General features: G+C 71.6%; 27 protein-coding genes, 1 tRNA gene and 3 pseudogenes. 22 read left to right on the forward strand and 9 right to left on the reverse strand.

The window, feature by feature from the left end; all coding sequences use genetic code 11:
* The first annotated feature begins 115 nt into the window (after positions 1-115).
* Positions 116-1,549, forward strand: a complete 1,434-nt coding sequence (locus OHB00_RS24900; RefSeq protein WP_406437709.1) for an ATP-binding protein — start codon at positions 116-118, stop codon at positions 1,547-1,549.
* A gap of 37 nt (positions 1,550-1,586) precedes the next feature.
* On the forward strand, positions 1,587-2,186 hold the full coding sequence (locus tag OHB00_RS24905; RefSeq protein ID WP_406437710.1) for a cation transporter: 600 nt from the start codon (positions 1,587-1,589) through the stop codon (positions 2,184-2,186).
* Positions 2,187-2,215: 29 nt separating this feature from the next.
* On the opposite strand, the pseudogene OHB00_RS24910 reads toward OHB00_RS24905, so the two are convergent.
* The 3 genes and pseudogenes from OHB00_RS24910 to OHB00_RS24920 all read right to left on the reverse strand — a co-directional run bounded on the left by OHB00_RS24910 (position 2,216) and on the right by OHB00_RS24920 (position 5,857).
* Positions 2,216-4,468: pseudogene (locus OHB00_RS24910) on the reverse strand (bifunctional polysaccharide deacetylase/glycosyltransferase family 2 protein).
* Positions 4,465-5,226: a hypothetical protein gene (locus tag OHB00_RS24915; RefSeq protein WP_406437712.1), complete on the reverse strand. Its 762-nt coding sequence runs from the start codon at positions 5,224-5,226 to the stop codon at positions 4,465-4,467. The pseudogene OHB00_RS24910 and the gene OHB00_RS24915 overlap by 4 nt, the downstream one beginning before the upstream one ends.
* Before the next feature lie 151 nt (positions 5,227-5,377).
* A complete protein-coding gene (locus OHB00_RS24920; protein ID WP_406437713.1) occupies positions 5,378-5,857 on the reverse strand; it encodes a DUF1877 family protein in 480 nt (159 codons plus the stop codon).
* A 146-nt stretch (positions 5,858-6,003) separates the two neighbouring features.
* Between OHB00_RS24920 and OHB00_RS24925 the strand changes: the two genes are divergently transcribed.
* The 3 genes from OHB00_RS24925 to OHB00_RS24935 all read left to right on the forward strand — a co-directional run bounded on the left by OHB00_RS24925 (position 6,004) and on the right by OHB00_RS24935 (position 8,222).
* Complete coding sequence (locus OHB00_RS24925; RefSeq protein WP_406437715.1) at positions 6,004-6,636, forward strand: RNA polymerase sigma factor; 633 nt, start codon at positions 6,004-6,006, stop codon at positions 6,634-6,636.
* Between the two features lie 88 nt (positions 6,637-6,724).
* Positions 6,725-7,534, forward strand: coding sequence for a hypothetical protein (locus OHB00_RS24930; RefSeq protein ID WP_406437717.1), 810 nt, complete (start codon positions 6,725-6,727; stop codon positions 7,532-7,534).
* A gap of 178 nt (positions 7,535-7,712) precedes the next feature.
* Positions 7,713-8,222 (forward strand): DinB family protein, encoded by a 510-nt coding sequence (locus tag OHB00_RS24935; RefSeq protein WP_406437719.1) that lies wholly within the window; start codon positions 7,713-7,715, stop codon positions 8,220-8,222.
* A 27-nt stretch (positions 8,223-8,249) separates the two neighbouring features.
* Here the strand turns inward: OHB00_RS24935 and OHB00_RS24940 are convergent, their stop codons facing one another.
* Together OHB00_RS24940 and OHB00_RS24945 are read right to left on the reverse strand one after the other, a co-directional pair.
* Complete coding sequence (locus tag OHB00_RS24940; RefSeq protein ID WP_406437720.1) at positions 8,250-10,163, reverse strand: copper resistance CopC/CopD family protein; 1,914 nt, start codon at positions 10,161-10,163, stop codon at positions 8,250-8,252.
* A gap of 259 nt (positions 10,164-10,422) precedes the next feature.
* Positions 10,423-10,684 (reverse strand): annotated as a pseudogene (locus OHB00_RS24945) (penicillin acylase family protein); the annotation flags it as partial.
* A gap of 134 nt (positions 10,685-10,818) precedes the next feature.
* Here OHB00_RS24945 and OHB00_RS24950 point away from each other — a divergent pair.
* The 4 genes from OHB00_RS24950 (at position 10,819) to OHB00_RS24965 (ending at position 13,161) form a co-directional block, all read left to right on the forward strand.
* Positions 10,819-11,424, forward strand: a complete 606-nt coding sequence (locus OHB00_RS24950) for an HhH-GPD-type base excision DNA repair protein (RefSeq protein ID WP_406437722.1) — start codon at positions 10,819-10,821, stop codon at positions 11,422-11,424.
* An 88-nt stretch (positions 11,425-11,512) separates the two neighbouring features.
* Positions 11,513-12,163, forward strand: coding sequence for an HdeD family acid-resistance protein (locus tag OHB00_RS24955; RefSeq protein WP_406437724.1), 651 nt, complete (start codon positions 11,513-11,515; stop codon positions 12,161-12,163).
* Between the two features lie 459 nt (positions 12,164-12,622).
* Complete coding sequence (locus tag OHB00_RS24960; protein WP_406437725.1) at positions 12,623-12,967, forward strand: hypothetical protein; 345 nt, start codon at positions 12,623-12,625, stop codon at positions 12,965-12,967.
* 59 nt (positions 12,968-13,026) lie between these two features.
* A complete protein-coding gene (locus tag OHB00_RS24965) occupies positions 13,027-13,161 on the forward strand; it encodes a hypothetical protein (RefSeq protein WP_406437726.1) in 135 nt (44 codons plus the stop codon).
* Between the two features lie 41 nt (positions 13,162-13,202).
* Here the strand turns inward: OHB00_RS24965 and OHB00_RS24970 are convergent.
* Positions 13,203-13,514 (reverse strand): annotated as a pseudogene (locus OHB00_RS24970) (helicase HerA-like domain-containing protein); the annotation flags it as partial.
* A 174-nt stretch (positions 13,515-13,688) separates the two neighbouring features.
* Between OHB00_RS24970 and OHB00_RS24975 the strand changes: the two are divergent.
* The gene (locus OHB00_RS24975; RefSeq protein ID WP_003955420.1) at positions 13,689-13,985 is read left to right on the forward strand and encodes a type II toxin-antitoxin system VapB family antitoxin; all 297 of its coding nucleotides are present in this window, start codon (positions 13,689-13,691) and stop codon (positions 13,983-13,985) included.
* 111 nt (positions 13,986-14,096) lie between these two features.
* A complete protein-coding gene (locus tag OHB00_RS24980; RefSeq protein WP_406437728.1) occupies positions 14,097-14,759 on the forward strand; it encodes a LytR C-terminal domain-containing protein in 663 nt (220 codons plus the stop codon).
* A 281-nt stretch (positions 14,760-15,040) separates the two neighbouring features.
* Here the strand turns inward: OHB00_RS24980 and upp are convergent, their stop codons facing one another.
* Entirely contained in the window at positions 15,041-15,676 is a 636-nt protein-coding gene (gene upp, locus OHB00_RS24985) for a uracil phosphoribosyltransferase (protein WP_406437729.1), read from the reverse strand.
* 115 nt (positions 15,677-15,791) lie between these two features.
* Here upp and OHB00_RS24990 point away from each other — a divergent pair, with 115 nt between their 5' ends.
* The 4 genes from OHB00_RS24990 to OHB00_RS25005 all read left to right on the forward strand — a co-directional run bounded on the left by OHB00_RS24990 (position 15,792) and on the right by OHB00_RS25005 (position 17,554).
* Positions 15,792-15,998 carry a hypothetical protein gene (locus OHB00_RS24990; RefSeq protein ID WP_406437731.1) on the forward strand — a complete coding sequence of 69 codons (207 nt, stop codon included), beginning with the start codon at positions 15,792-15,794 and terminating at the stop codon, positions 15,996-15,998.
* 389 nt (positions 15,999-16,387) lie between these two features.
* Positions 16,388-16,915 (forward strand): hypothetical protein, encoded by a 528-nt coding sequence (locus tag OHB00_RS24995; protein ID WP_406445966.1) that lies wholly within the window; start codon positions 16,388-16,390, stop codon positions 16,913-16,915.
* A gap of 56 nt (positions 16,916-16,971) precedes the next feature.
* A complete protein-coding gene (tadA, locus tag OHB00_RS25000; protein ID WP_406437732.1) occupies positions 16,972-17,403 on the forward strand; it encodes a tRNA adenosine(34) deaminase TadA in 432 nt (143 codons plus the stop codon).
* A gap of 66 nt (positions 17,404-17,469) precedes the next feature.
* Positions 17,470-17,554, forward strand: a tRNA-Ser gene (locus tag OHB00_RS25005).
* Positions 17,555-17,614: 60 nt separating this feature from the next.
* Here the strand turns inward: OHB00_RS25005 and OHB00_RS25010 are convergent.
* The gene (locus OHB00_RS25010) at positions 17,615-17,827 is read right to left on the reverse strand and encodes a PLDc N-terminal domain-containing protein (protein ID WP_406437734.1); all 213 of its coding nucleotides are present in this window, start codon (positions 17,825-17,827) and stop codon (positions 17,615-17,617) included.
* A 255-nt stretch (positions 17,828-18,082) separates the two neighbouring features.
* Here OHB00_RS25010 and OHB00_RS25015 point away from each other — a divergent pair, with 255 nt between their 5' ends.
* The 5 genes from OHB00_RS25015 (at position 18,083) to OHB00_RS25035 (ending at position 21,707) form a co-directional block, all read left to right on the forward strand.
* On the forward strand, positions 18,083-18,259 hold the full coding sequence (locus OHB00_RS25015; RefSeq protein ID WP_406437736.1) for a hypothetical protein: 177 nt from the start codon (positions 18,083-18,085) through the stop codon (positions 18,257-18,259).
* Positions 18,260-18,276: 17 nt separating this feature from the next.
* Entirely contained in the window at positions 18,277-18,570 is a 294-nt protein-coding gene (locus tag OHB00_RS25020) for a Dabb family protein (RefSeq protein ID WP_406437737.1), read from the forward strand.
* Positions 18,571-18,754: 184 nt separating this feature from the next.
* The gene (locus OHB00_RS25025) at positions 18,755-19,612 is read left to right on the forward strand and encodes an RNA polymerase sigma factor SigF (RefSeq protein WP_406445968.1); all 858 of its coding nucleotides are present in this window, start codon (positions 18,755-18,757) and stop codon (positions 19,610-19,612) included.
* A 329-nt stretch (positions 19,613-19,941) separates the two neighbouring features.
* A complete protein-coding gene (locus OHB00_RS25030; protein WP_406437739.1) occupies positions 19,942-20,868 on the forward strand; it encodes an RNA polymerase sigma factor SigF in 927 nt (308 codons plus the stop codon).
* A gap of 50 nt (positions 20,869-20,918) precedes the next feature.
* Positions 20,919-21,707, forward strand: a complete 789-nt coding sequence (locus OHB00_RS25035; RefSeq protein WP_406437740.1) for a hypothetical protein — start codon at positions 20,919-20,921, stop codon at positions 21,705-21,707.
* A gap of 69 nt (positions 21,708-21,776) precedes the next feature.
* Here the strand turns inward: OHB00_RS25035 and OHB00_RS25040 are convergent, their stop codons facing one another.
* The gene (locus OHB00_RS25040; protein ID WP_181808630.1) at positions 21,777-21,983 is read right to left on the reverse strand and encodes a hypothetical protein; all 207 of its coding nucleotides are present in this window, start codon (positions 21,981-21,983) and stop codon (positions 21,777-21,779) included.
* Positions 21,984-22,187: 204 nt separating this feature from the next.
* Between OHB00_RS25040 and OHB00_RS25045 the strand changes: the two genes are divergently transcribed.
* On the forward strand, positions 22,188-22,778 hold the full coding sequence (locus tag OHB00_RS25045) for a MarR family transcriptional regulator (protein ID WP_406437742.1): 591 nt from the start codon (positions 22,188-22,190) through the stop codon (positions 22,776-22,778).
* A gap of 20 nt (positions 22,779-22,798) precedes the next feature.
* Positions 22,799-25,351 (forward strand): MFS transporter, encoded by a 2,553-nt coding sequence (locus OHB00_RS25050; RefSeq protein WP_406437744.1) that lies wholly within the window; start codon positions 22,799-22,801, stop codon positions 25,349-25,351.
* The last annotated feature ends 103 nt before the right edge of the window (positions 25,352-25,454 follow it).

Genomic DNA, 25,454 nt, shown 5'->3' on the forward strand with positions numbered 1-25,454 from the left:
CGCCTTCACCCTGTCCCGCGCCCACGGCGCCATGAGGGCCTGCCCGGCCCGAAGGGAAGATGGTAGCGATGCAGATAGTATCCCTGTCGATACTATCCACAGAGGGAGGCTTTCCGTGCGTCGTTTCATCGGGCGGGACCGCGAGCTGACCGTGCTCGGCAACGCCTTGCAGGCGGTTCGCGATGCTGTCGGGTCGGCGAAGCCGGGGCAGTGCATCCTCATGCGGGGAAGGCGGCGGGTCGGCAAGTCCAGCCTCGTCGAGGAGTTCCTCCGACGCACCGAGACGCCGTACCTCTTCCTCACCGCTGCGGGCGGCACCGCGGAGGACGAACTGGCCGAACTGCTCGACGCCGTCACCAGATCCACACTCCCGGAGCGGGAACTGTTCTCCGAGGAGACCCCGACACAGTGGAACGCGGCCTTGAGGCTGCTCGCGGAGGTCCTTCCCGACGACAAACCGAGCGTCGTCGTCATCGACGAGGTCCCGTATCTCATGGACCGCATCGATGCCTTCGAGGGCATGCTCCAGCGGGCATGGGACCGCCTGCTCAGCCGCAAACCCGTACTGCTCCTCCTCGTCGGATCCGACCTGTCGATGATGGAGGCGCTGAACAGTTACGACCGCCCCTTCCATCAGCGGGGCCGGGAAATGGTCGTGGGCCCGCTGAACCCTGCCGACATCGGCGAGATGCTCGGGCTTGAGCCGGCAGCCGCCTTCGATGCCGCCCTGGTCACGGGCGGTCTGCCGCTCATCTGTGCGGAGTGGCGGCCAGGAGCGGACACCTGGGAGTTCCTCCGCGACTCGCTGGACAACCCGATCTCGGCGCTGCTGGTCTCGGCCGAGCGCTCACTGGCCGCAGAATTCCCGCCGCAGGCGATGAGCAGGGAAGTCCTGAGGGCCATCGGAAGCGGAGAGCGGACCTTCACCAACATCGCGCGTGCCGCGGGCGGCATCGCCCACACCACTCTCACCCGGGCCACCGACGTCCTGACCGAGAAACGAGTCGTGGCTGCCGAGCTGCCGCTCTCCCTGCGTCCGTCGAAGGAACGCCGCTACCGGGTTGCCGACCCCTACCTGCGCTTCTGGCTCGCGTTTCTGGACCCGCACATGGCAGAGATCGAGCGTATGCGAGGAGACCTCACGCTGAGCCGGATCAAGGAGCGGTGGACGAGTTGGCGGGGGCGTGCGATCGAACCCCTCGTCCGGGAATCCCTCGCCCGTCTTCTGCCGGACGGGGTCCTGCCCGCCGCACCGGCGATCGGCGGGTACTGGACCCGCAGCAACGACGTCGAAATCGACCTGGTGGGCGCCGACCGGCAGCCGGTGGCCAAGGAGTTGCACTTTCTCGGCTCCGTCAAGTGGCTGGAGAACACCGCCTTCGACAGCCACGACCTGGCCGCGCTGCAGAAACACCGGGCAGCGATCACCGACGAGCCGGTACCGCTCGTGGCGGTCTCTCGTAGCGGGGTCGATTGTTCCGGCCTTCAGGCGGTGTACGGCCCCGAGGAACTGCTCGGCGCCTGGCGCAGGACGCGAGCCGGAAGCTGAATTCCGGGGCCCTCTTCGCGTCTGGGAGGATCTCGCGGTGATCAGTGGTGAGAGTGGCGACCGTCGGACGCTCGTCCGCCGTGGCTTCGCCCTGGAGTACGTGACCCTCGGCTGGAACGTGATCGGCATCGTCGTGCTCGCGGTCGCCGCGGCCTCGGCGCGGTCCGTGGCGCTGGCCGGGTTCGGGCTGGACTCCCTGATCGAGATCGGCGCCTCCACCGTGGTGATCTGGGAGCTGTCCGGTACCGGCGAGGACCGCCGGCGCCTCGCGCTGAAGCTCATCGGGGTCGGCTTCGGGCTCCTGGCGGTGTACCTGCTGGTGCAGTCCACCTGGGTGCTGGCCGTCGGCTTCCGCCCCCACCACTCACCGCTGGGCGTCGGCTGGACCGCGGTGACGGCCGCGGTGATGTTCGCGCTCGCCCGTGGCAAGGCACGCACCGGCGCCGCGCTGGACAACCCGGTGCTGAAGACCGAGGGCCGGGTCACCCTGATCGACGGCCTGCTGGCCGCCGCCGTGCTGCTCGGACTCCTGCTGAATTCCCTGGCCGGCCTGTGGTGGGCCGATCCGGCCGCCGGGTACGTCCTGGTCCTCTACGCGCTGCGCGAGGTCAGGGACATCCTTTTCGGCGAGCACTGAGGACGGCCTGGAGCGGCCGACGGCGCGCTTCAGCGCCGCTCACTGCCGACGGTGCCGTTCTCCGGGTGACTGCCCGTGAGCAGCGGGGTGGACGGCTGCGGGCCCGTCGGCGCCTGGAGGCTGCCGTACCGCTCCATGCGCTGCCAGCGCAGCCGTGAGCCGGACACGGCGGTGAAGACGGACTGGATGACCACCAGGTACATCAGCTGGCGGTAGACGAACTGCTGCAGCGGCAGGCTCCACAGCGGACCGGGCCGCTCGCCGTCCAGGCGGAACGCGTACAGGCCCATCAGCAGTTGCAGGAACAGGAAGGCGAGCCACAGGGCGGTGATCCGGAGCGGGTCGAGGAAGACCAGGCCGTAGACGGCGAAGACGTCGACGACGGGAGCGAGCAGGGGCAGCAGCACCTGGAAGAGGAGAAGGTAGCCCAGGCCCCGGCGGCCGAGTCTGCCTGCGGCGCCGCGTTGCGCCAACGCCCCGCGGTGCTTCCACATCGCCTGCAGGGTGCCTTAGCACCAGCGGTACCGCTGCCGCCACAGGGCGTCCAGGGAGGCCGGCGCCTCGGTCCAGGCCACCGCGCCCTCCTCGTACACCACGCGCCAGCCGGCCCGGCACAGGGCCATGGTGAGGTCGGTGTCCTCGGCAAGGGTGGCATCGCTGACGCCGCCGAGGGCGAGCAGGGCCCGGCGCCTGAAGGCACCGACCGCGCCGGGCACGGTCGGCATGCACTCGGCGAGGTCGAAGAGACGGCGGTCGAGGTTGAAGCCGATCACGTACTCGATGTGCTGCCAACGGCCCAGCAGACCACCCCGGTTGACAACCTTCGCGTTGCCCGAGACGGCGCCCGTCCGGGGGTCGGCGAAGGGCTGCACCAGGGTGCGGACCGTGCCGGGTTCGAAGACCGTGTCGCCGTCGACCATGACCACCAGCTCGCAGGTGGCCGCGGCGAGTCCGGTGTTGAGCGCGGCTGGCTTGCCCGCGTTCTGCTGCCGGATCACCCGCACGCCCGGCAGGCGCAGCGACTCCACCAGGTCGGCGGTGCCGTCGGTGGAGCCGTCGTCCACCACGATGATCTCGACCGGATGGTCGGAGGCGAGCAGGGAGCGTACGGCCGCCTCGATCCCGGCGCTCTCGTTGTACGCGGGGACGATGACGCTGACCCGTTCGGTCACCGAGGGACCCCAGGGCCTGCTGCGTCGCCCTGTCCGCTGCCGCCGGTGCCGGCGGGCCGCGAACAGTACGACCGCCGCGCGCAGCACGCTGATCGCTCCGGCCGCGTACATCAGCACGCCGAGCAGCCGGACGGTCCAGTCACCGAGCTGCAGCATCTTGATGAGCGCGATTCCCTGGAGGCGGTCGCCCGGCCCGGCGGGCCGGACGGGGGCGGTCATGCCGACCGCGGCGCCGACCGTCGTGAACCGGAAGCCCTGTGCCTTGAGCCGGGGGATCAGGGTGCCCAGGGCGGCCACGGTCTGGGAGCGGTCACCGCCGGCGTCGTGCATCAGCAGGATCTGCCCGGCGGTGCCGTGCGGTGTCGCGTTCGCGAGGACGCGGGCCGTGCCGGGACGCTGCCAGTCCTGGGCGTCCTGGGTGGAGAGCACGGTGACATAGCCCGCCGCGCCGGCCTGCTTCAGAACGGACCAGTCGGCGTCGTCCAGCGCGTCGTTCTCGGACGAGTACGGTGGCCTCAGCAGCGCGGTGGTGACTCCCGCCGCGCCGGCCACCGCGAGCTGGGTCTCGCGCAGTTCCAGGGAACGCTGCCACGGGGCGAGGCGCGCCAGGTCGGGGTGGGTGAAGGTGTGAATGCCGATCTGGTGGCCGTCGGCCACGATCCGGCGGACCAGCTCCGGGTGGTTCACGACCTCGGTTCCCACGACGAAGAAGGTCGCGTGCACATGGTTGCGGCGCAGCACGTCCAGGATGCGCGGGGTCCAGACGGGATCGGGGCCGTCGTCGAAGGTGAGGGCGATCGTACGGGCCCTGGGCCGGGCGGTGTGCGGGGAGCCGGCGGCGTCCGCGATCACGGGTCCGCCGTGGGCCACCTGGCTGGGCACCGTCTCGTCACGGCCGCGGGGACCGGACTCGTCGTCCGAGGTGATCCCGAACATGTGATGGGTGTAGCCCTGCAGCAGCAGGGCCGCCGACAGGGTCACCACGAGCACGCACAGCAGCAGCCAGTGGGTGCGGGGGGTGATCCGGCGGCTACGGCTCGCGCTCCGGCCGCGCGGGCGGGGCGGAGCGGGGCGGCTTCGGCGATCGGTCACGTCAGGGCCCTGGATCACTTCACGGGCTTGTGGGACGCGGCGGTGGAGCGCCCCTTGGTGGAGTGCGCGGTGGTGGGGGTGGCGCTGGGGGTCGTGGTGGTGGCGGCGGTCGGGGTGGCGGCCGGGGTCGGAGTGGTGGTGCCGGACGGCGTCGTGGCGGCCTCAGCCGTGCCCGTGCCCCTGGATGTGGACACGGCGGCGGCCGAGGCCGTCGGAGCACCGGTCGGGCCGGAGGCCGCCTGACGCGCACCGGCACGGGAGCTGTCGTACGCCTCGGCGGAGCTCGCGCTCCCTGCCGCGTTGCCGGTGGCGGCCCGGGGGTCGGGGCTGGTCGCGCGGGAGGTGGCCGGGTGCGGGGTGTCCGGCAGCGGAACGAACGGAGCGCTGATGGTGGGGCCGCCGAGGACCGCGCTGACGAGAAGGGCGACATAGCAGGCCGCGGGGATCACCAGCAGCTGTGCGGCGCGGCGCACACGGTGCTGACGGCGGCCCGAGGCGTCCACGAAGACCGGCCGCACCGGATCGCCCTCCGGCATGTCCTGGCCCGGGGGCAGCACGGTGATGACGTCACCGTGCGGAGAGTCCGTGGCGGCGAGGTGGGCCGGCACGGCCCCGGAGAGAGGCGTTCCGGCACCCCGGGACAACGGCACTGGCACCGGCTCGGGCTGCGGCTGCGGCGTGGCAGTGCTGCCGGAGCCCCCGGGGCCGTGGGCATACGCGTACCCGACACCGCCGTACGACTCCTCGCCGTAGGCTCCGCCTCTTTCGTCCGTCACCTGCACGAGCCCGCCCCTGTTCCTGGCCGACGACCGATGTGGTCGTCGGCATGGACAGAGCGCGAGAGCCCGAAACTGTTACACCTCCCGTCTCGAACAGCCACACATCCCCCATCAGGCACTCACGTCTCCGGCCGCGGACGGCCGTCCCTCATGCCTCGGCCAGCCACTTCACCACCGCGTCCCCGTGCTCGGCCGTGTGGGCGTAGAACGCCGTCAGCTCCCGGTGCGTCGCGGCGAACAGCCGCCGTTGCTCGGGCTCCGCGCTCTCGCCGCCGTAGCGGGGCAGCAGGGTGTCCCGGGCCGTGTCCCAGAGGGCATCGAAGTCGGCCGCCGTCAGGAACCCGGCCACCCGGTGGGCCTGGGCGGCCGTCAGCACCAGCAGCGGCGGGCTGTGCCGGTCGGCGCGGAACACGGGGCGGCCACCGAGCACCACGTCGGGACCGTGCGGTAGCGCACCGGCGTAGATGCGCTCCTGGTCCGGGCAGCGCTGGTCCAGCACCCCCTCGCGGTGGCGACCGGTCCCGTGCGGGACGGTCTCCGAGTCGTTGGTGAAGAGCCGGTCGAGCCAGGTCGGACTGTTGCGCAGTGCCGGGGCCGGCACCGCTCGCAGACGGAGGTACGCGCTCATGCCAGGAGGAGCGCACGGGGAAGCCGAAGCATCACGTTGTGACATTTCTGTGCGCACGCACGCTGGTCACCATGGGGCCGTCGGTGCGACCGGAGCACGGACGGACGGCGTGGACTCGGCTGTGATCGGTGCGAACGAGGGCAATCTTGGGCCAGGTACGGCAACCCCGGCGCGTGCAGGAGTACGACGGGGAACTGGGCGCGGCGGTCGCGCGGGCCCAGGACGGTGACGAGGCCGCGTTCGCGGTCGCCTACCGGATCGTGCAGCCGGGCCTGCTCGGCTTCCTGCACGGCATCGTCGGCGACGAAGCGGAGGACGTGGCGTCCGACGCCTGGCTGGAGATAGCCCGCGACCTGGGACGTTTCAAGGGCGACGGGGCCGGTTTCCGCGGCTGGACCGCGACCATCGCCCGGCACCGGGCGCTGGACCATCTGCGCCGCCGACGTGTACGGCCCCAGTCGGCCGGGACCGACCAGGACGTACTGGACCTGGCCGGCCCGCACAGCACGCCCGAGCAGGCCCTGGAGTCCATCTCCACCGAACGGGCCCTGGAACTGGTCCGCGGGCTGCCGCGGGACCAGGCCGAGGCCGTGCTCCTGCGGGTCGTCGTCGGCCTGGACGGTCCCGCCGCCGCCCGTGTCCTGGGCAAGCGCCCGGGGGCGGTCCGCACGGCCGCCCACCGCGGTCTGAAACGCCTCGCACGCCAACTGGGCATCGGCGGTGAGGCGGAGGAAGGTGTGACGGATGGGGCTTCCCGGACGCTGGGGGAGTCGGCATGAACAACAGTGGTGGCGGTGGCCGACGGAAAGGCACCGGACCCAGTACACCGAACGCAATCGAAACGGTCGGACAGGAACGGAAACGAACATGGGCGAGCGGCTGAGCGGCGACGGAGTGCGGGGCCGTCGGCATGCGCAGCCCGGCGCTGCCCGGCACGGCTCCCCCGACACGCGTGACGCAGACACACGTGACGCAGACACACGTGACGCCGCCGCGCTGGAGACGGCCCTCGCCGCCGCCATACGCGCCGACGCTTTCGCCCCCGAGGCCGAGCAGCAGGCCGTGGCCGCCTTCCGGGCCGCCCATGCCGCGGGCGCGCACCGGGCACGCACCCGGCGCCGGGACGACTGGCGGCCGGCGGAGCAACGGCGGGCCCGGCGCCCGGTGAAGCTGACGCTCGGCGTCGTGTTCGCCAGCCTCACCCTGGGGGGCGTCGCGGTCGCGGCCATCGGTTCCGCGGGCTCCTCCGCCGACCACGCCGACACCGGCCAGGGCACCAGCAACCCGTCGGCCACCGCCCCGAACCGCCCGGGCGACGCGGCCCCGTCACCGTCCTCCGGCAGCGTCCGGCCGACGGACCGGCCCGCCGCCGCCCAGGACACCGAAGCCCACTGCCGCGCCTACGAGCAGGTCAAGGGCAACGGCAAGGCACTCGACGCGACGGCCTGGCAGCGGCTCATCGCGGCCGCCGGGGGCGAGGGCAAGGTCGCCGCCTACTGCTCCGGGCAGCTGACCACGGCGACGGCCACACCGACCAGGTCGACCGGCGCGGGCAAGTCCGACAAGGGCGCCGCCGACTCCGCCAACGCCACAGGAGGCAACACCGGCGCCTCCGGCAACAGCACACCCGGAAACGGCCAGGGCAACGGCGGCCAGGGCAACGGCAAGAACAAATAGCAGGCGAAGCGCACGGCCGACGGCATCCACGGCCGCTCAGTGCCTGGCGCAGAGGGTGCGCAGGAACTGGGCCGGGAGCGGCTGGAGTTCTTCGTCCGTGGAGGCTCCTGGATACTGCTGGTGCGCCCGGGAGCCGGACGGGTCGGCGGGGGGACGCACTGGATGAGGAGCGTGGTCAGTGAGTGGTGATGAGCGGGTGGGGCCGCCCGGTTTCGGTGGTGAACGGGAGATGCTGCGGGCTTTTCTCGACTATCACCGGGCGACCCTCGCCATGAAGTGCGAGGGGCTCACCGACGAGGAGTTGCGGCGGCGGTCGATGCCGCCGTCCACGTTGTCGTTGCTCGGTCTGGTGCGGCACCTGGCGGAAGTGGAACGTGCCTGGTTCCGCCGGGTGTTCGAGGACAGGGACGCGCCCATGGTGTGGTCCGACGAGATCGACTTCCAGGCGGCGTACGACGCGAGCGAGTCGACCAGGCAGGAGGCGTTCGCCGCCTGGGAGGCCGAGGTGGCGGCCTCACGCCGTATCGAGCGTGCGGCCGGCTCCCTGGACCAGGCCGGATACCAGCCGAGGTGGGAGGAGGAGGTGTCGCTGCGCATGGTGATGCTGCACGTCCTCCTGGAGTACGGCCGCCACAACGGGCACGCCGACTTCCTGCGCGAGGGTGTCGACGGGACCGTCGGCGCCTGAGCGGCCACGGACCGCGCCCACGTTCGGCTAGGCGGCGATCCGGATCTTCTTCGTCACCGTCACCTGCTCCAGGTCGGACACCCGTACCGTCACCGTCATCGTCCACTCGCCGGCGATGGGGATGTTGACGGAGTCGGCGGCCCAATAGCCACCGCGGTCGGTCACGTTGGCAGGGAGGGGACCGATCTTCTGGGCGGCGAGGGTGAAGGAGAGGCGGAGTTCGGGGACGGTGGAGATGCCGCCGTCGGGGCCGAAGGCGACCGCCTGCACCGAGTTCGCGCCGACCCGGCCCGGGTCCAGGGTGATCTGTACCTTGCCGTGGCCGTTCGGGGTGCCGACGTCGAAGGGGACGACGGCGACGGCGGCCGCGGGGATGCCGGTCGCGCCCGAGACCGTTCCCGACTCGGCCGCCTCGGCCGCGGCCCGGCCGGGCAGGGTGCCGGTGAGGATCGTGGAGATGCCCAGGACGGCGACGCCGATGGCCACTTCGGCGAGGATCGAGCGGCGCAGGGCGGCCTGGGGGCGATCGCCGGAGGGGGGAGCGGGCGGGTCGTCCGGCGTCGACGGTTCGGCCAGGGGCGGCTCCCCCACGGTCGACGGCTCCCCCAGGGGCGGTGCGTTCTCGGCAGTCGGTGGGCCCGCCGGGGCCGGGGCGCCGACCGGCAGGGGGACGCGGTCGGGGGCCGGCACGGCCGGGGCCTTCGCCAGTTTCGCGGTCCAGCGGCGGGACTGCGAGGCCGCCGCCAGCAGCATGGTCACCGCGGCGAGTTTGAGGAGGAGGAGCCGGCCGTACGACGTGTCGGTGAGCGCCTGCCAGGAGCCGAGGCCGCGCCAGGACTGGTAGACGCCGGTGCCGACGAGGACCGTCACCGAGGCGAAGGCCACGCGGGAGAAGCGGGCGACGACGGTGGCGGCCAGGCGCGTGGCGGAGCGCTGGAGGGTGATGAGGAGGGCCGTGAGGCCGCCCAGCCAGAGCGCCATCGACAGCAGGTGCAGCACCGAGGACGTCATCGCCAGCGGGACCTGGATGCCGGCCGAGGCGTGTTCCGCAGCCGCCCAGGTCAGGGCGAGCGCGAGGGAGAGGGCGACGGCCCCGGCGAGGAGAGGGCGTGGTGGGCGGGTCCCGCTCACACGCCTGCGGAGGACGAGGTACAGGGCTGCCGTGAGCGCCAGCAGCGCCACCCTGGCCAGCAGGGCGAGGCCCGGGCGGCCGGTCGCGGACTTGGCGAGGGCGGAGAGGTCGAAGGCCGTCGCCGGGGAGGTGCCCTCCTCGTACGGGGAGCGGAGGACGAAGAGGAAGAGAGTGGAGGCGAGCAGAGCCCACCATGCGGCGCGGATCGGTCGGCGCAGGGGAGCGGGGTCCGGCGGGCGGCAGACGGCGATGAAGGCGACGGCGCCGAGGAGCAGCGCCACGGCTGCGTACGCGACGTAGCGGCCGATGTTGTAGAGGGCGCCGGTGAGCGGGTTCTCGACGGGCCCGCTGGAGACGGTCGCCGTGGTCGCCGACGGCTTGCCCACGGAGAAGGTGAGGGCGCCGGAGACGGGGTGGCTGTCCGCCGAGACGACCCGCCACGCCACGGTGAACGTGCCGGTGCCGAGCTTCTTCGGGAAGGTGATCCGGGCGGTGTCCGAACCGGCCGGGCCGTGTTCGGCGTCGCTGGTGGTCACCCGGTGGTTGGTGGGGTCGTACACCCGGAACGAGTCGTCGAGGAGGCCGACGGACTCGGTGAAGGTGAGGGTGACGGAGCGGGGCGAGGACTTGAGTACGGCGCCGTCGGCGGGGTCGCTGCCGCGCAGGGCCGCGTGCGCGGCGGCGGGGCCGGCCGATGCCAGGAGAAGCGCGGCGAGGAGGGCGCCCAGGAACGCGAGGGCGCGCAGGGTCCGGTGGTTGCCGGTCGGCGCCCGCCGCTCGCCGTGTCCGTTGTCGTGTCCTTCGCTCATGTCACCCGCTCCGAGTTCGGAAACACGCGTTCATGGGTCATACGGCCGAGAGGCCTGTACTGCTCATTTGAACAGGCCGTGTTCGCGGGGGATCGGCTGCGGGAGGACGTCAGGGAAGGCTACCGACCGGGTGAGAAAAGCCAGTTGAGCGCGCTTTTCGGGCAGGTGGACATCGGGGAGGTCGATCTCGGGGAGTACGACGGCGGGTCCGAGCTCGAAGCCCTGGCGCCGGAAGCGGGCGATCGCCTTCTCGTGCGGACGTCCGGGTCCCGTCTCTCCAGTGTCCCGAAGCAACGTCTCGCCGTGTCCGCCAGGCGGGCCCGGCGGGCGAAGACGTCCCGGGCGACGGCCTCGGCGCCGCGGAAGGACGCCGACGTGCCCTGCGCGCGGTGCCGTTCCATCTCCAGCTGCCTGGCCCGGTCATGGGCCGTGACCCGGCCCTGCGCACGGGCGAGTTCACGGGCGTCGTCCGCCCGCAGATCCGGGATGCCCCAGGCGTCGCGGTACGTCTCGATGGTCACCCGGTGACCCTCTTGTCCGAGGTTAGCCTTACCTGGGCCGAATCGCGGAGGAATCGTACGTGAAGGGGAGACCGGCAGGAGGGGCGGGGGATGGCGGGCGCGCGAGGCCGGTCCCGGCGCGGGATCATCGAGCCATGGACGCCAACGCCAACACCCCCGCCCTGCACCTGGCCCAGGACCCCGAGGCCGACGAACTCCTGAGTCGCAGCAGGCTCGCCGCGCTCACCGGCATGCTGCTCGACCAGCAGGTGCCGATGGAGTGGGCGTTCAAGGGGCCGGCGACCATCACACAGCGCATGGGTACGGACGATCTGGACGCCCATGAGATCGCCGCCCAGGACCCGGAGGCGTTCGCCGCACTGCTCTCCGAGAAGCCGGCGGTGCATCGGTACCCCGGTTCCATGGCGAAGCGCATCCAGCAGCTGTGCCAGTACCTCGTCGAGCACTACGACGGTGACGCCAAGGGCATCTGGCGGGACGTCGACAGCGGGGCGGAGCTGCTCAAGCGGCTCCAGGAACTGCCGGGGTTCGGGAAGCAGAAGGCGCAGATCTTCCTGGCGTTGCTGGGGAAGCAGCTGGGGGTGACGCCGAAGGGGTGGCGGGAGGCGGCGGGGGCGTACGGGGAGGCGGCGGCGTTCCGGTCGGTGGCCGACATCACCGGGCCCGAGTCCCTGGCGAAGGTGCGGGCCCACAAGCAGGAGATGAAGGCGGCGGCGAAGGCGGCGAAAGGGGGCCAGTAGCGAGCAGGACGGAGGCGGTGCGCGGTGCGGTCACCCGGTCAGCCGCTCCCTGCTGGCTCGTCCGCCTCCCTCGGTCTCAGCTGGAACCATGACCGAGCCCCCCAGCACCGGCCCCGCCGACGACGACCGGAAGGCGCATGCCACCGGCACCGCTCGGCATGAGCCCGAACCGCCCTTCGAAGGGCCGCTGCACGCCCTCTCCCGGGCCGCCTGGCAGACCGTCCTGCTCACCGGGATCGCCTCCCTGATCCTCGGCGTCCTGGTCCTCGTCTGGCCAGGCGCCTCGCTGCTCGCCGCCGGTGTGCTCTTCGGCATCTACCTGCTGATCAGCGGTGTCTTCCAGCTGGTCGCCGCGTTCGGCACGCACCGGGCGACCTCGCTGCGCGTGCTGGCGTTCATCAGCGGCGCGCTGTCGATCCTGCTGGGCCTCTTCTGCTTCCGCGGCCCCATGGAGTCGATCCTGCTGCTCGCCCTGTGGATCGGCATCGGCTGGCTGATCCGCGGGATCACCCAGACCATGGCCGCCGTCTCCGACTCCCGGATGCCCGCCCGCGGCTGGCAGGTCTTCCTCGGGATCGTCACGTTCATCGCCGGCATCGTGCTGATCGTCTCGCCGTTCAAGTCGGTCGCGGTGCTCACCCTCGTCGCCGGCATCTGGCTGGTCGTCGTCGGCATCGTCGAGATCGTCACGGCCTTCGGCATCCGCGGCCGCGCCAAGCAGATCCCACAGACCGTATGAACGCGGGCTCCGTGGACGCGGGCCTCCTGGCCGCACACCTCGTGGACACGGGCCTCGCAAGCGCGGGCCTCATGGGGGCGGGCCTCATCGGTACCGGCTTCGTGAGCGCGGGCTTGGCGGGGGCGGGCCTCACGGGGGCGGCGGGCTTCGCGGGCGCGGGCCTCGCGGGCGCGGGCCCAGCGGGCACAGGCCCCGAAGACGCGGGACTCGCGGACGCGGGCCTCACAGGCACGGGCCGCCCCACAGGCGCGGGCCTCACAAGCCCGAACCCCGTCAACACAGGCCCTCTCTACACCGGCCCCGTCAACACAGGCCCTCTCCACACCGGCCCCGTCAACACAGGCCCTCTCGGCGCCAACCCGTCCGCTTCGTCAACCTCGCGCCCCGTCGGTACGCCGAGTGAGCGGATCTCGTGTTCCGGGCGATGAACACCGGCCACCACGCGGGGAGATGACCGCCATGAGCAGCGGTCTCCCGGCCGGACGTCGCCCGCGGCCAGGCCTCGCCTGGCCGCGGGCGTTCGTGCTGCTGCTCGCCCTGCTGCTGGCCGGTGTCCCGACGGCGGCCGAGGCGCTCGCGGCGGCCGGTCCGGCCGTATCGGCCGAGAGCGCCGAGCACGACGTCCTCGACATCCCGCTACGGCCACCCACGCGTGCCGTGCACCGCGCCGACCTGCCCCAGCGCCCCGCGCCGCTGCCCGGCCCGGCGCCCGCCGGCCCGGCGGACCACCACCGTCCCTGCCCGACGGCACCGCGTCCGCCGTACGCCTCGTTCCTCCTGCGCACCGTGGTCCTGCGCTGCTGACCGACCGGCCTGTTCCCGCACTCCCCCAGGTCAGTCAGCCCGACGCAAGGAACACAGCCATGTCCTCAGACCCGTACGCGGTCCTGCGCGCCCTGCTGCGCGCGGAGGCCGTTCGCAGCACGCCGAAGCCGGAGGAGACGAAGACGGCACAGACGGCACAACAGCCGCGGCCGCAGGAGCAGAAACGCGGTTGACCTCCCGGAGGTGAGCCGACGGCCCGTGCGGGGCGTTCGGCTCACCTGCGCCTGCGGGCCGTACCGAACAGCGGCCGCGTGATCTCCCGGCCGAACCGGGTGCCCACCGACCGGGCGAGAGACCTGAACATCCCGCTGCTGACCACCTGTTCGACGAGAGAGGGCTCGTCCTTCCGGTCTGCGGCGGCCTTCGGCTCGGCCGGCGTCCGCCGCAGCTTCTCGTACGCCGACTCCCGGTCCACAGCCTGTGCATAACGCCCGTGGAGCGCGGCCCCCCGCACCGCCGCGTCCAGCTCCGCCGCGGGCACCGGCCCCATCAGGGACTCGGGGACCCGCAGCCGGGTCGCCGCGACCGCGTCGCGCGGACGGGGATGCCGTGGCCGAGACCGCCGAGGGCGAGGAACTCGACGGGAAAGCCGGTCCCTGTCCCCGTTCAGCCCGTTTGGTGACCTTTAGGATGTCTTTTCCAGCGTCGCACTCGGTCGCCATGGCTGCGCCCGGAACGTCAGGACCGGTAGGCTTTCCGTGTGATCTTCAAGCGCATCGGAAACGGCCGGCCGTACCCCGACCACGGCCGGGAGAGCACCCGGCAGTGGGCGGACGTCGCACCGCGCCCGGTCCGCCTCGATCAGCTCGTGACGACCAAGGGGCAGCTCGACCTGGAGACCCTCCTCGCCGAGGACTCGACGTTCTACGGCGACCTCTTCGCGCACGTCGTGAAGTGGCAGGGCGACCTGTACCTGGAGGACGGGCTGCACCGTGCGGTCCGCGCCGCCCTCCAGCAGCGTCAGGTGCTGCACGCACGCGTGCTCGAACTCGGCTGACACCCGTCAGCCACCCGGCATTTGCCGCCGGTTGACCCTTTCGGGTTGGACCGGGCACCGTCGGATGATCATCTATTAGTCAATGCACCCGTGGCGCACTACGCTGCGCTCATGAGCATGCTGACTCCCCCCGGCATGGGCGGCCAGTACCGGATCACAGGGGACAAACACCCTCGCATGCGCCCACGCCGTCGGCGTGCCCGGCTCGTCCTCTCCGTGGTCGCCTCCGTCACCGCGCTGGGCCTGGTCGGCTGGGGCACACTGCAGCTCATCGACGTCTTCACGGGCGACGGCGGAACGGCCTCGGCGGCCGGTTCGTCGGGCGACTGCGTCAAGCAGGCCGCCGCCAGCGCGACCCCCGCGGCCGGGGCGTCGGCCGGGACCTCGGCCACGGTGCTGCCGAAGCCGGCCCAGATCACGGTGAACGTCTACAACGCCACGACCCGCGCGGGCCTGGCCAAGGACACCGCGGACGAGCTGAAGAAACGCGGCTTCAAGATCGGCGACATCGGCAACGCACCGGCGAAGTTCGACCAGAAGGTCAAGGGCACGGCGATACTGCTCGGCCCGGCCTCCGCCCTGAAGACCTCGCTCCCGGTCCTCGCCACCCAGGTGACAGCCGCCGACCAGCGCACGGAGGCCGGCCGCAAGGGCGCCGCGGTGGACCTGATCATCGGCGACGCCTTCAAGGCCCTGACCCCCCGGGCAACGGCCACAAAGGCCATCACGGCCCTGTCCGCCCCCAGGCCGACGGCGGCCAAGAAGGGCTGCTGAGAGCGGGACACCGCCGGACTCCACCGTCGTGGCCGAGCGCCATCGCGGCGGTCAGGAACCCAGAAGCGGTCACAGCTGCAGCGCCCCGAAGGGGCGCGGGGCAGCGTTGGATCTGCGGCTACCGCCGCGGGGCACGGCCGGCCACGGCGAACCCGCAGCCGCCGACGCACCCGCCACGCCTTCGGCGCCGAAGCGAACGGGCCGCCGGGCACCGCCGTCACGGCTGAGTGCCGTCGCGGCGGACACAAGACCTCGGCTCGGCCCGGCAGAACGGACGGCTGCTACTCGGCCGCCCCGTACAGCCGGTCCCCCGCGTCCCCCAGCCCCGGCACGATGTACCCGTGCTCGTTGAGGTGGTCGTCCACGGCCGCCGTCACGACGGTGACCGGCGTTCCCGCCAGCTCCCGCTCCATGAGTTCGACGCCCTCCGGCGCGGCCAGCAGGACGACCGCCGTCACGTCGTCCGCGCCGCGCTTGATGAGCTCGCGGATCGCCGCGACCAGCGTGCCGCCCGTGGCCAGCATCGGGTCAAGGACGTACACCTGGCGCCCGGAGAGGTCCTCCGGCATCCGTGAGGCGTACGTGGACGCCTGCAGCGTCTCCTCGTTGCGGATCATGCCCAGGAAGCCCACCTCGGCGGTCGGCAGCAGCCGGACCATGCCGTCCAGCATGCCGAGCCCGGCCCGCAGGATCGGCACCACCAGCGGGCGCGGCCGGGCGAGCTTGACGCCGGTCGTGGCGGCCACCGGGGTCTGGATGTCGACGGCCTCGGTCCGCACGTCCCGCGTCGCCTCGTAGGCGAGCAGGGTGACCAGTTCGTCGGCGAGCCGCCGGAACGTCGCGGAGTCGGTGCGCTGGTCGCGCAGCGCGGTGAGCTTGTGGGCGACCAGAGGGTGGTCGACGACGTGGAGACGCATGTCCACAACAGTAACCGCGCCCCCGCCCACCTCGTGCAGGCCCGCTCAGGTGGACCCTGGCATCAAACCCCCCATCCGGGGGAAAGTGGAGGTGTCGGACTGGGGTGGTGTGACCGTGCCTGAACTGCCTGGGCCGCCGGAGCGGCCCGACCGTGCCTACGGCGCGCCCGAGGGCGAGACGGAGTCCGAGCGGCGGCGCCGCCGGGCCCGGTTCCTGCGCGAGCTCGCCGAGGCGCGGGCGCTGCGCGACCGGGTCCAGCCCCGCCGCGCCAAGACTGCCCGGCTGCGGCACGCGATGCGCATGCGGACGTTCCGCTGGTAGGAATCGGTGAGAGCCCACCGGACTCGCCGAGAGTCGCCAGGAGTCGGCCTCGGCAAGAGTCGTGAACCGAATCCTTCGGCAAAGATCCACTGCGTGTGGCACGTTGCGGTCCGTCACGGGGAAGGCCTTGCGTGGGCTGCGGGAAAACCCGCGTACGATCCGCAGGTGGCGGCAACGAGTGCGCTGGTGACTGCGTGGACGCACGCATGGATGCCTCTTTGCATACGTGCGATCAAAACTGCCAGACACAGGGAGCCGAAGACGTCCCCTGAACGCCTTGTTTCTGCCACGATTCCGAGTGGGCGGGGCTCGGAGCACAGCTCTCCCGCCCAGAACCTCCGCCGGGGGGACCCCCAACCGGCACGCCTATGACCAGTGGGAGAGTCACGGTGTACTTCGCCGCACTGCTCGCGCGCACCGAAGACGGGTGGGAAGCGAGCGACAGAGATCTCGACGATGTGGAGACCCTGTCGGACCTGGCCGACCTGGCCCGGGAATCGGCCTCGGAGGCCGACGACACGGTGCTCGTCTTCATCGAGCAGGAGGACGCGTGGTTCGGCGTCGTCCGCGTCGACGGGGAGGAGGACCCCCGGGTCTTCGTCTCCAACGCAGCCGCCGCCGCCCGCAGCTCGTACGGCGAGCTCCTGCTCACCGACGAACTGCTCGGAAGGGAGCCCAAGGACGACGCCGACGCCCTGGACGCCCTCGACCTCGACGGCACCGAGGACGGTGAGCCCGACGCCGAGGAGGACGACGACGCGGACGGTTCCGCCGTGCCGGCCGGCCCGGTCGGCGACGCCGCGATCCTGGACGACCTGGGGGTGAGCCCGAAGGAGCTGCTGTCCCTGGACGAGGACGCGCTCGGCGAGATCGCCGACGCCCTGGGCGCCTCCGACGTCCTGGAGACCGTCCGCTGACCTTCCACGAGGCGCACGGGTCCCACGACCCGGTACGCGACCGCTGGCGGGCCGCGATGCAGCTCGCCCTGGACGAGGCCGGCCGGGCCGTCCGGGGCGGGGACGTCCCCGTCGGCGCCGTCGTGCTGTCTCCGGACGGTACGACGGTCCTCGCGGCCGGGCACAACGAGCGCGAGGCCACCGGCGACCCCACCGCGCACGCCGAGGTCCTCGCCCTGCGCCGGGCCGCCGCGGCGCTCGGGGAGTGGCGGCTGACCGGCTGCACCCTGGTCGTCACGCTGGAGCCCTGCACGATGTGCGCCGGCGCCCTGGTGCAGTCCCGGGTGGACCGGGTGGTCTACGGCGCCCGCGACGAGAAGGCCGGAGCCGCCGGGTCCCTCTGGGACGTCGTCCGCGACCGGCGCCTGAACCACCGCCCCGAGGTCGTCGAGGGCGTCCTGGCGGACGAATCGGCCCGCCTCCTCACGGACTTCTTCCGCACCCGCTGACGCGCCCTCCGCGGCCCCCGAATACCGATTTCGGAGCACGGCCTCCGGTGCTGTAAGGTCTCCCTCGGTAGCGTGTCCGAGCGGCCGAAGGAGCTCGCCTCGAAAGCGAGTGTGGCGCAAGTCACCGAGGGTTCAAATCCCTCCGCTACCGCTGTCGAACGAAGGGCGGCTCCGCATCGGAGCCGCCCTTCGTTCGGTTACGGCCGGAGCGTCACGGCCGGGAGGCCAGCGGCTCGGGGCGCTTGCCCGCGTAGTTCCAGACGAGGGCTCCGAAGACCGGGGCGTGGAACAGGAACACCAGCCAGAGCCACTTCGGGACGTACCTGACCCGCTCCTTCGGTGTGCGGACGCAGTCGAGCAGCGCCGCCACGACGAGCACGATCAGCAGGGCGACAAGGCCGAAGGCCATCGCTGTCATGAGCATCCGCGTTCTCCCTCTGACTCCGGATGACCCGGGTTCGCTTCCGTTCGCTCGCCCCTTCATCGGATCAGCCTCCGCGATCGGTTCACGCGATCGGTCCACGCTTCGGAGATCCGGAGATCCGGAGATCCGGAGATCCGGAGATCCGGAGAAAAAAACCCTGCATCCAACGCGCCGCTGGTCATACAAAACGATCGGAGGGTTACACTCGCGCCCGGCAACCGGGGGAACCGGGCGAAGTGACAGGGGAGAGGCCAGGTGGCGGTGAACGCCAAGAAGATCGCCGTCTACGCACTCGTGATCTTCGCGCTGTACGTGATCATCACGGACCCGCCCAGGGCGGCAGACTGGGTCCAGATAGTCTTCCAGGGCATATCGGACGCCGCGAAGGCGGTCGGCGACTTCTTCACCTGGCTGGCCAACGGGGCGAAGTAGACCCACCGGGAGTACCCATGATCCGCCACCTGGTCCTCTTCAGGCTCAACGAGGGCGTCCGGCGTGACGATCCGCGTGTCACCGCGGGAGCCGAGGCCTTCTTCGCACTCCGCGACCAGATCGAGGAGCTGCGCTTCTGGGAGTGCGGCTGGAACATCACCGACCGCCCGGTGGCGTACGACTTCGCGATCAACTCGGCGGTCGAGGACGGGGACGCGCTGAAGCGGTACCTGGAGCACCCGGCCCACCAGGCGGCCGCGGCACAGTGGCGGGAGTTCGGCACGTGGGTGATCGCCGACTACGAGTTCTGAGCCGTACGGCGGCCTCCGGTCCTGAGCCCCTCGCCTGCGACGGCGGGGGGCTTTACTGCGCCTTATGCCTCAACTTGCCAGTATTAATACCCAACACGAGGTTATGGGGTGCTTGCACACAGTGCACATGTCTTGTGATGCTATGACCGCTTTTGACGGATGATTGACCGATGAAGAGGTGGCGTTGACCGTGTCGGCCAGTTCTGCGCCGCCCCAGGAAGAGGCGCCCGCCCCCACCCAGCCTCCCGCCCAAGCCGCCGCCCCCGCCCCCGAGAAGCGGCGGGGCGCCGACACCCGGGCACTGACCCAGGTGCTCTTCGGCCAGCTCAAGGAGCTCAAGCCGGGCACGCCGGAGCACAACGGCGTGCGCGCGGCGCTCATCGAGGCGAACCTCCCGCTCGTGCGCTACGCGGCCGCCCGCTTCCGCTCCCGCAACGAGCCGATGGAGGACGTCGTCCAGGTCGGCACCATCGGCCTCATCAACGCCATCGACCGCTTCGACCCGGACCGGGGCGTGCAGTTCCCGACCTTCGCCATGCCGACCGTCGTCGGCGAGATCAAGCGCTACTTCCGGGACAACGTCCGCACCGTGCACGTCCCGCGCCGGCTGCACGAGCTGTGGGTCCAGGTCAACAGCGCGACCGAGGACCTGACCACCGCCTTCGGCCGCTCCCCCTCCACCGCCGAGATCGCCGAGCGGCTGCGGATCAGCGAGGAGGAGGTGCTCTCCTGCATCGAGGCCGGCCGGTCGTACCACGCGACCTCCCTGGAGGCCGCCCAGGAGGGCGACGGACTGCCGGGGCTCCTCGACCGCATCGGCTACGAGGATCCGGCCCTGGACGGCGTGGAACACCGCGACCTGGTCCGCCACCTGCTCGTCCAACTCCCCGAGCGCGAGCAGCGGATCCTCCTGCTGCGCTACTACAGCAACCTCACCCAGTCCCAGATCAGCGCGGAGCTCGGCGTCTCCCAGATGCACGTCTCCCGCCTCCTCGCCCGCAGCTTCCAGCGCCTGCGCTCGGCGAACCGCATCGAGGCGTAGGGGCCGTCCGGCAGGCCCGTTACCGGCCCGAGACCAGCCTCGCACGGCTTGGTGCGACCGTAACCGCAAACAGGATCGAGCCATCACCGGCGAGAGCGAATCGCTCACCAGCGCACTTCCCGACAGTTGAGCGGCGAAAAGGCGTCAGACCCCCTTCATCCAGGGCGGATTCGCGTCTCGCATGTCGACATGTCACTACAGCGTGTTGCCGACATGTGACATTCTGCGGGAAGCGCGTTTGCCGGAGCTCCGGCTCCGGTATTCAGGTGAAGGCATCGTTCCTCGCAGGGAACGCCGCCGCGACCGTCCCGCGACCCAAAGGGGGTGGCATGTCCGCAGAACAGGGCAGCTCGAAGGTGCTCACGCCCACGAAAAGCGAGGCAGCGCCCAAGGAGCTCGACGCCATCGACGTGCTCGACAGCATCGATGGCGCCATCGACGGCGCTCCGGCGCTGGAGGCCCCGCCGACCCCGGAAGCCCCGGTGGTCTCGGAGAACCTCGACACCCGCACCCTGTCCCGTTCCCTGTTCCTGCGCCTTGCCGCACTCGAGGAGGACAGCCCCGAGCGCGCCTACGTCCGGGACACCCTGATCGAACTCAACCTCCCCCTCGTGCGCTACGCGGCGGCCCGCTTCCGCAGCCGCAACGAGCCGATGGAGGACATCGTCCAGGTCGGCACCATCGGCCTGATCAAGGCGATCGACCGCTTCGACTGCGAACGGGGCGTGGAGTTCCCGACGTTCGCGATGCCGACGGTCGTGGGCGAGATCAAGCGCTTCTTCCGTGACACCTCGTGGTCGGTGCGCGTGCCGCGCCGCCTCCAGGAGCTGCGCCTGGCCCTCACCAAGGCCAGCGACGAGCTCTCCCAGAAGCTGGACCGCTCCCCGACGGTGACGGAGCTCGCAGCCGTCCTGGGCGTCTCCGAGGAGGACGTGGTCGACGGCCTCGCCGTCGGCAACGCGTACACCGCCTCCTCCCTCGACTCCCCGGCCCCCGAGGACGACGGCGGCGAGGGCTCCCTGGCCGACCGCCTCGGTTACGAGGACACCGCCCTGGAGGGCGTCGAGTACCGCGAGTCGCTCAAGCCGCTGCTCGCCAAGCTCCCGCCGCGCGAGCGCCGGATCATCATGCTCCGCTTCTTCGCGAACATGACCCAGTCCCAGATCGGCGAGGAGGTCGGCATCTCCCAGATGCACGTCTCCCGCCTGCTGACCCGCACCCTGGCCCAGCTCCGCGAGGGCCTGATCTCGGACTGAAGCAGCGCCCACCGCTTCCCTACTGACGGGGCGTCAGCCACACTGGCGCGATGCTTCTCCGTAGCACAGCCAGCGGTGCACCGGCGGCCGGCCCGACCCCTCGACGCAGGGCATCGGGCGGCCGGTGGGGCACCGTCACGGCGGCCTCGGCGGTCGCCGCCTGCCTGGCCTCGGCACTCACGGCGTGCGGAGGGGGCGGTGCCGACGGCTACACGGCCGTGGGCGCGGCGGGCGGCACACCCGTGACATCGGCAAGACCGACCGGCTCGGTGACGCTGGTCCCGCTGGACGGGGCGACCGGCACGCGGGGCGGCACGGTGGCCGGGCCGGGTACGACGGCCGACGAGCCGGCCGGCGCGGCATCCGCGTCCGGCGGATCGCCCGGCGGGACCAACACCGCCGTCGACACAGCGACTTCACCTCAGTCGCCGTCCTCGCCCTCTTCCTCCCGCGGCGACGGCGCCCGGCCACCGGTCTCCGGCCCGGCGGTGCCGAACTCACCGCAACCCGGCGCCTCTTCGGCGCCCCCCGCACCCGCCGCGCTCACCTGGAGCACTCCCACCCGCGAGGCCACGGACCAGCGGTGGTGCGAGAAGGCGACCGTCACCTTCGTCAACTCCGGTGGCACGGCGGTCCGTTCCGGCACGGTCACCCTCGGCACGCACATCATCGACCTCCTCGGCATCGACTGGTCGACCGTCACGTCGACCGAGCCCCTGCCGGCGCCGATAGCGCCCGGCTCCCGCACGAGCAGGACATGGACCGTGTGCGTGGACGACTGGCGGGTACCCCTGGGCATGCACATCGAGACCCGGGTCGCGGCCGTCGACTGGAGCTGAGCACGACGAAAGCCCGGGGCACCGGGCCCCGGGTTCCTCTTCGTCGCACCGCCGGCGTGGCCGCCGTACCTACATGAGCGCGAGCCAGGCCACCGCCGCCACCACGACCACCACGGCGACGACGCCGAGGATCAGGCCGAGGCGGGGGCCGGAGGAGGAGGAGTAGGTGGTCGCCGTCTGCTGGGAGGTCTGCGGGGCCTCGTCGACGAACGCGCGGAACATCTGGGTGCTGCCGGCGGGGTCGTAGTTGCCCTGGGGGCCCTCGGTGTTAGCCATGGCCCGAGACACTAGCGAATCCGGGAGTGTGGCCCAAGTGGGGGGCCTCCACTGCGGGCGACACACCCCACCTGCGTGTTTACTTTCGTAATACTTGCCTTTGCCAAGTTTTTGTGTGCACCTCCGCCGTTTTATTTGCCTGTGGCAACCAAGCAGTTCTATGGTTGCCCCAAGCAACGAATACGGTCGTGAGGAGGGTGAGTGATGGCGGAGCAGACGCAGTTCGAGGAGCTGGCGCGTCAGCTCAGCGCCGTCGGAGCGGTGAAGCGGGACCTCGCGCGGATCCTGCCGCACGACTGCCCGGCCGGTTCCGCGGCCGTGCTGACGCTGGTCGGCCGCTACGGCTCCATGCGCATGAGCAAGCTCGCGGAGCTGCTCGCCGTGGACATGTCGGTGACCAGCCGGCACGTGGCGCATGTCGCCGAGCGCGGCTGGATCGAGCGCTCCCCCGACCCGGCGGACAAGCGTTCCCGCATCCTGCACCTCACCCCCGCGGGCGAGGCGACCGTGGTGGAACTGTCCCGGCGCAGCACCGAACTGCTCGCCGAACGGCTGAGCGACTGGAGCGACGAGGAGGTCGACCAGCTGATCAGGCTGATGACCCGGCTCCGCGCCAGCTTCGGCGACTGCCGGGCCACGGCCCCGCACCCGCGGCCCTCCGCCGGCACGGCACCCGTCCCGGCCCCGGGGTCCCCGAAGGCCGCGACCGGGTCCGCGCTCGCCTCCGCCGCCCGCGCCCCCACCCCCGTACTCGACGCTCCCGTTCTCGAACCGACCACCCGTACACCCGCATAAGACGTAAGAAAAGGAAGCCCATGGCAACGACCACACCAGCCGGTGTGCGGGCTCACGCCAAGCACGGGGGAGGCGGCTCCGCCGAGCAGGCCCCGATGTCCCACCGGCAGATCATGGAGGCCATCTCCGGCCTGCTGCTCGGCATGTTCGTGGCGATCCTGTCCTCCACGATCGTCACCAACGCCCTGCCGCACATCATCACCGACCTCGGCGGCGGCCAGTCCGCCTACACCTGGGTCGTCACCGCCTCCCTGCTGGCCATGACCGCGACCACCCCGCTGTGGGGCAAGCTCGCCGACCTCTACAGCAAGAAGGCGCTCGTCCAGATAGCCCTGGTCATCTACGTCCTGGGCTCCGCGGCGGCCGGTCTGTCGCAGAACGCCGGCATGCTGATCGCCTGCCGTGTCGTCCAGGGTGTCGGCGTCGGCGGTCTGTCGGCGCTCGCCCAGATCGTCATGGCCGCGATGATCTCGCCGCGTGAGCGCGGCCGCTACTCCGGCTACCTCGGCGCGACCTTCGCCGTCGCCACCGTCGGCGGCCCGCTGCTCGGCGGTGTCATCACCGACACCTCGTGGCTGGGCTGGCGCTGGTGCTTCTACGTCGGCGTGCCCTTCGCCGTCATCGCGCTGATCGTGCTGCAGAAGACCCTGCACCTGCCCGTCGTGAAGCGGGACGTCAAGGTCGACTGGGCCGGCGCGTTCTTCGTGGCCGCCGCCGTCTCGCTGCTGCTGGTCTGGGTCACCTTCGCCGGTGACAAGTACGACTGGATCTCCTGGCAGACGTACACGATGATCGGCGGTTCGATCGTCCTCGGTCTGATCTTCGTGCTCGTCGAGTCGAAGGCCAAGGAGCCGATCATCCCGCTGCGGCTGTTCAAGAACCGCACCATCACCCTGGCCTCGCTGGCCTCCCTGTTCGTCGGTGTCGCGATGTTCACCGGCACGGTGTTCTTCAGCCAGTACTTCCAGCTGGCCCGCGACAAGTCCCCGACGATGTCCGGTGTGATGACGATCCCGATGATCGGCGGTCTGTTCGTCTCCTCCACCGTCTCCGGCCAGTTCATCACCCGCACCGGCCGCTGGAAGGCGTGGCTGGTCAGCGGTGGCGTCCTGGTGACGGCGGGTCTCGGCCTGCTCGGGACCATCCGCTACGACACGGCGTACTGGAAGATGTCGATCTTCATGGCGCTGCTGGGTCTCGGCATCGGCATGATGATGCAGAACCTGGTGCTCTGCACGCAGAACCAGGTCGCCCCGTCCGACCTCGGCTCGGCCAGCTCCACGGTCACCTTCTTCCGCTCCCTCGGCGGTGCGGTCGGCGTCTCCGCCCTTGGCGCGGTGATGGCCCGCCGGATCACGCACTACGTGACCGAGGGCGCCGCCGCCCTCCCCCACAAGTACCAGGCCGCCCTGGCCGGTTCCAGCTCGTCCGACGACAGCCTCCCGGACCTGGGCAAGCTGCCGGCCCCGCTGCGCACCCTCATGGAGAGCGCCTACGGCCACGCCATCGCCGACGTCTTCCTGATCGCCGGCGGTCTCGCCGCCCTCGCGTTCCTGGTCAGCCTGTTCATCAAGGAGGTTCCGCTGAAGACCAAGGGTGGGCTCGCACAGGCCGCCGAGGCGGAGAACGCGGGAAGCCCGGAGACGGCGCCTGCCGCTGCCGCCGTCGCCGCTCCGGTCGAGGAGCAGCAGGTCCCCAGCTGGGCCGCCCCGGTCGGGAGCAGCGCCGTGGAAGCCGCGGCCGCGCCGGAAGCCACCCGGCAGTTCGCCGCCGTGGCCACCATCGCCGCCCCCGAGCAGTCGGCGGGCAGCGCCGGCATCCCGGTGCACGGCTTCGTGCGCGGCGCCGAGAGCGCCCCGGTCGCCCAGGCCGCGGTCACCCTGATCTCGCTGTCCGGTCGCCAGCTGGGCCGCTCGGTCGCGGGTTACGACGGCTCCTACCGCCTGGACGCGCCCGGTGCGGGCTCGTACGTCCTGATCGCCTCCGCCGACGGCTACCAGCCGCAGGCCTCCACGATCACGGTGGGCGAGGAGCCGGTGCCGTACGACATCCTGCTCAGCGGTACCAGCGGCCTCAGCGGTGTGGTCCGCGGTGCCGGCAACGCGCTCCCGGTGAAGGACGCGATGGTCATCGTCACCGACGTGCGCGGCGATCTGCTGGCCACCGCGGCCACCGGTGAGCAGGGCGACTTCCGCTTCGGCGAACTGGTCCCGGGCGTGGTCACGGTCGCGGTGAACGCGGCCGGGTACCGGCCCCGCGCGGTGCCGGTCGAGATCGGCAGCACCGGGGTCACCCGGATCGAGGTCGACCTGGACGCCGGCGCCCAGCTCCAGGGTGTCGTGCGGGCCCCGCACGGCCCGCTGGCCGACGCCCGCGTGACCCTCGTGGACGCGGCGGGCAACGTGGTCGGCACGGCCACCACCGGCGTGGACGGCGCGTACGCCTTCGCCGACCTGGACGGCGGCGACTACACCGTGATCGCGACGGGCTACCCGCCGGTCGCCACGGCCCTGAACGTCACCGGTGCCGGGGTCGACGGCCACGACATCGAACTCTCCCACCCGGGCGAGTAGTTCACACTCCGGCCCGTGGCGGGCGCGCCCACAAGGAGGCGCCCGCCGCGGGCCGGTTCCACAAGGCCGATTTGTAATCGTTTGACTGTCTGAGTTTTCTGAG

This window comes from Streptomyces sp. NBC_00631 (assembly GCF_045206895.1).
In the GTDB taxonomy this organism is placed as follows: Bacteria; Actinomycetota; Actinomycetes; order Streptomycetales; family Streptomycetaceae; genus Streptomyces.

Bases quoted from the DNA above. Each gene is read 5' to 3' on its own strand.
- OHB00_RS24920 (WP_406437713.1), bottom strand. From the start codon at position 5,857: ATGAGCGCGTACCTCCGTCTGCGAGCGGTGCCGGCCCCGGCACTGCGC.
- tadA (WP_406437732.1), top strand. From the start codon at position 16,972: ATGCAGCTCGCCCTGGACGAGGCCGGCCGGGCCGTCCGGGGCGGGGAC.
- OHB00_RS24955 (WP_406437724.1), top strand. From the start codon at position 11,513: ATGACCGAGCCCCCCAGCACCGGCCCCGCCGACGACGACCGGAAGGCG.
- OHB00_RS25045 (WP_406437742.1), top strand. From the start codon at position 22,188: ATGGCGGAGCAGACGCAGTTCGAGGAGCTGGCGCGTCAGCTCAGCGCC.
- OHB00_RS25050 (WP_406437744.1), top strand. From the start codon at position 22,799: ATGGCAACGACCACACCAGCCGGTGTGCGGGCTCACGCCAAGCACGGG.
- OHB00_RS25010 (WP_406437734.1), bottom strand. From the start codon at position 17,827: ATGCTCATGACAGCGATGGCCTTCGGCCTTGTCGCCCTGCTGATCGTG.
- OHB00_RS25020 (WP_406437737.1), top strand. From the start codon at position 18,277: ATGATCCGCCACCTGGTCCTCTTCAGGCTCAACGAGGGCGTCCGGCGT.
- upp (WP_406437729.1), bottom strand. From the start codon at position 15,676: ATGCGTCTCCACGTCGTCGACCACCCTCTGGTCGCCCACAAGCTCACC.
- OHB00_RS25040 (WP_181808630.1), bottom strand. From the start codon at position 21,983: ATGGCTAACACCGAGGGCCCCCAGGGCAACTACGACCCCGCCGGCAGC.
- OHB00_RS24950 (WP_406437722.1), top strand. From the start codon at position 10,819: ATGGACGCCAACGCCAACACCCCCGCCCTGCACCTGGCCCAGGACCCC.
- OHB00_RS25035 (WP_406437740.1), top strand. From the start codon at position 20,919: ATGCTTCTCCGTAGCACAGCCAGCGGTGCACCGGCGGCCGGCCCGACC.
- OHB00_RS25030 (WP_406437739.1), top strand. From the start codon at position 19,942: ATGTCCGCAGAACAGGGCAGCTCGAAGGTGCTCACGCCCACGAAAAGC.
- OHB00_RS24940 (WP_406437720.1), bottom strand. From the start codon at position 10,163: ATGAGCGAAGGACACGACAACGGACACGGCGAGCGGCGGGCGCCGACC.
- OHB00_RS24960 (WP_406437725.1), top strand. From the start codon at position 12,623: ATGAGCAGCGGTCTCCCGGCCGGACGTCGCCCGCGGCCAGGCCTCGCC.
- OHB00_RS24965 (WP_406437726.1), top strand. From the start codon at position 13,027: ATGTCCTCAGACCCGTACGCGGTCCTGCGCGCCCTGCTGCGCGCGGAG.
- OHB00_RS24930 (WP_406437717.1), top strand. From the start codon at position 6,725: ATGGGCGAGCGGCTGAGCGGCGACGGAGTGCGGGGCCGTCGGCATGCG.
- OHB00_RS24980 (WP_406437728.1), top strand. From the start codon at position 14,097: ATGAGCATGCTGACTCCCCCCGGCATGGGCGGCCAGTACCGGATCACA.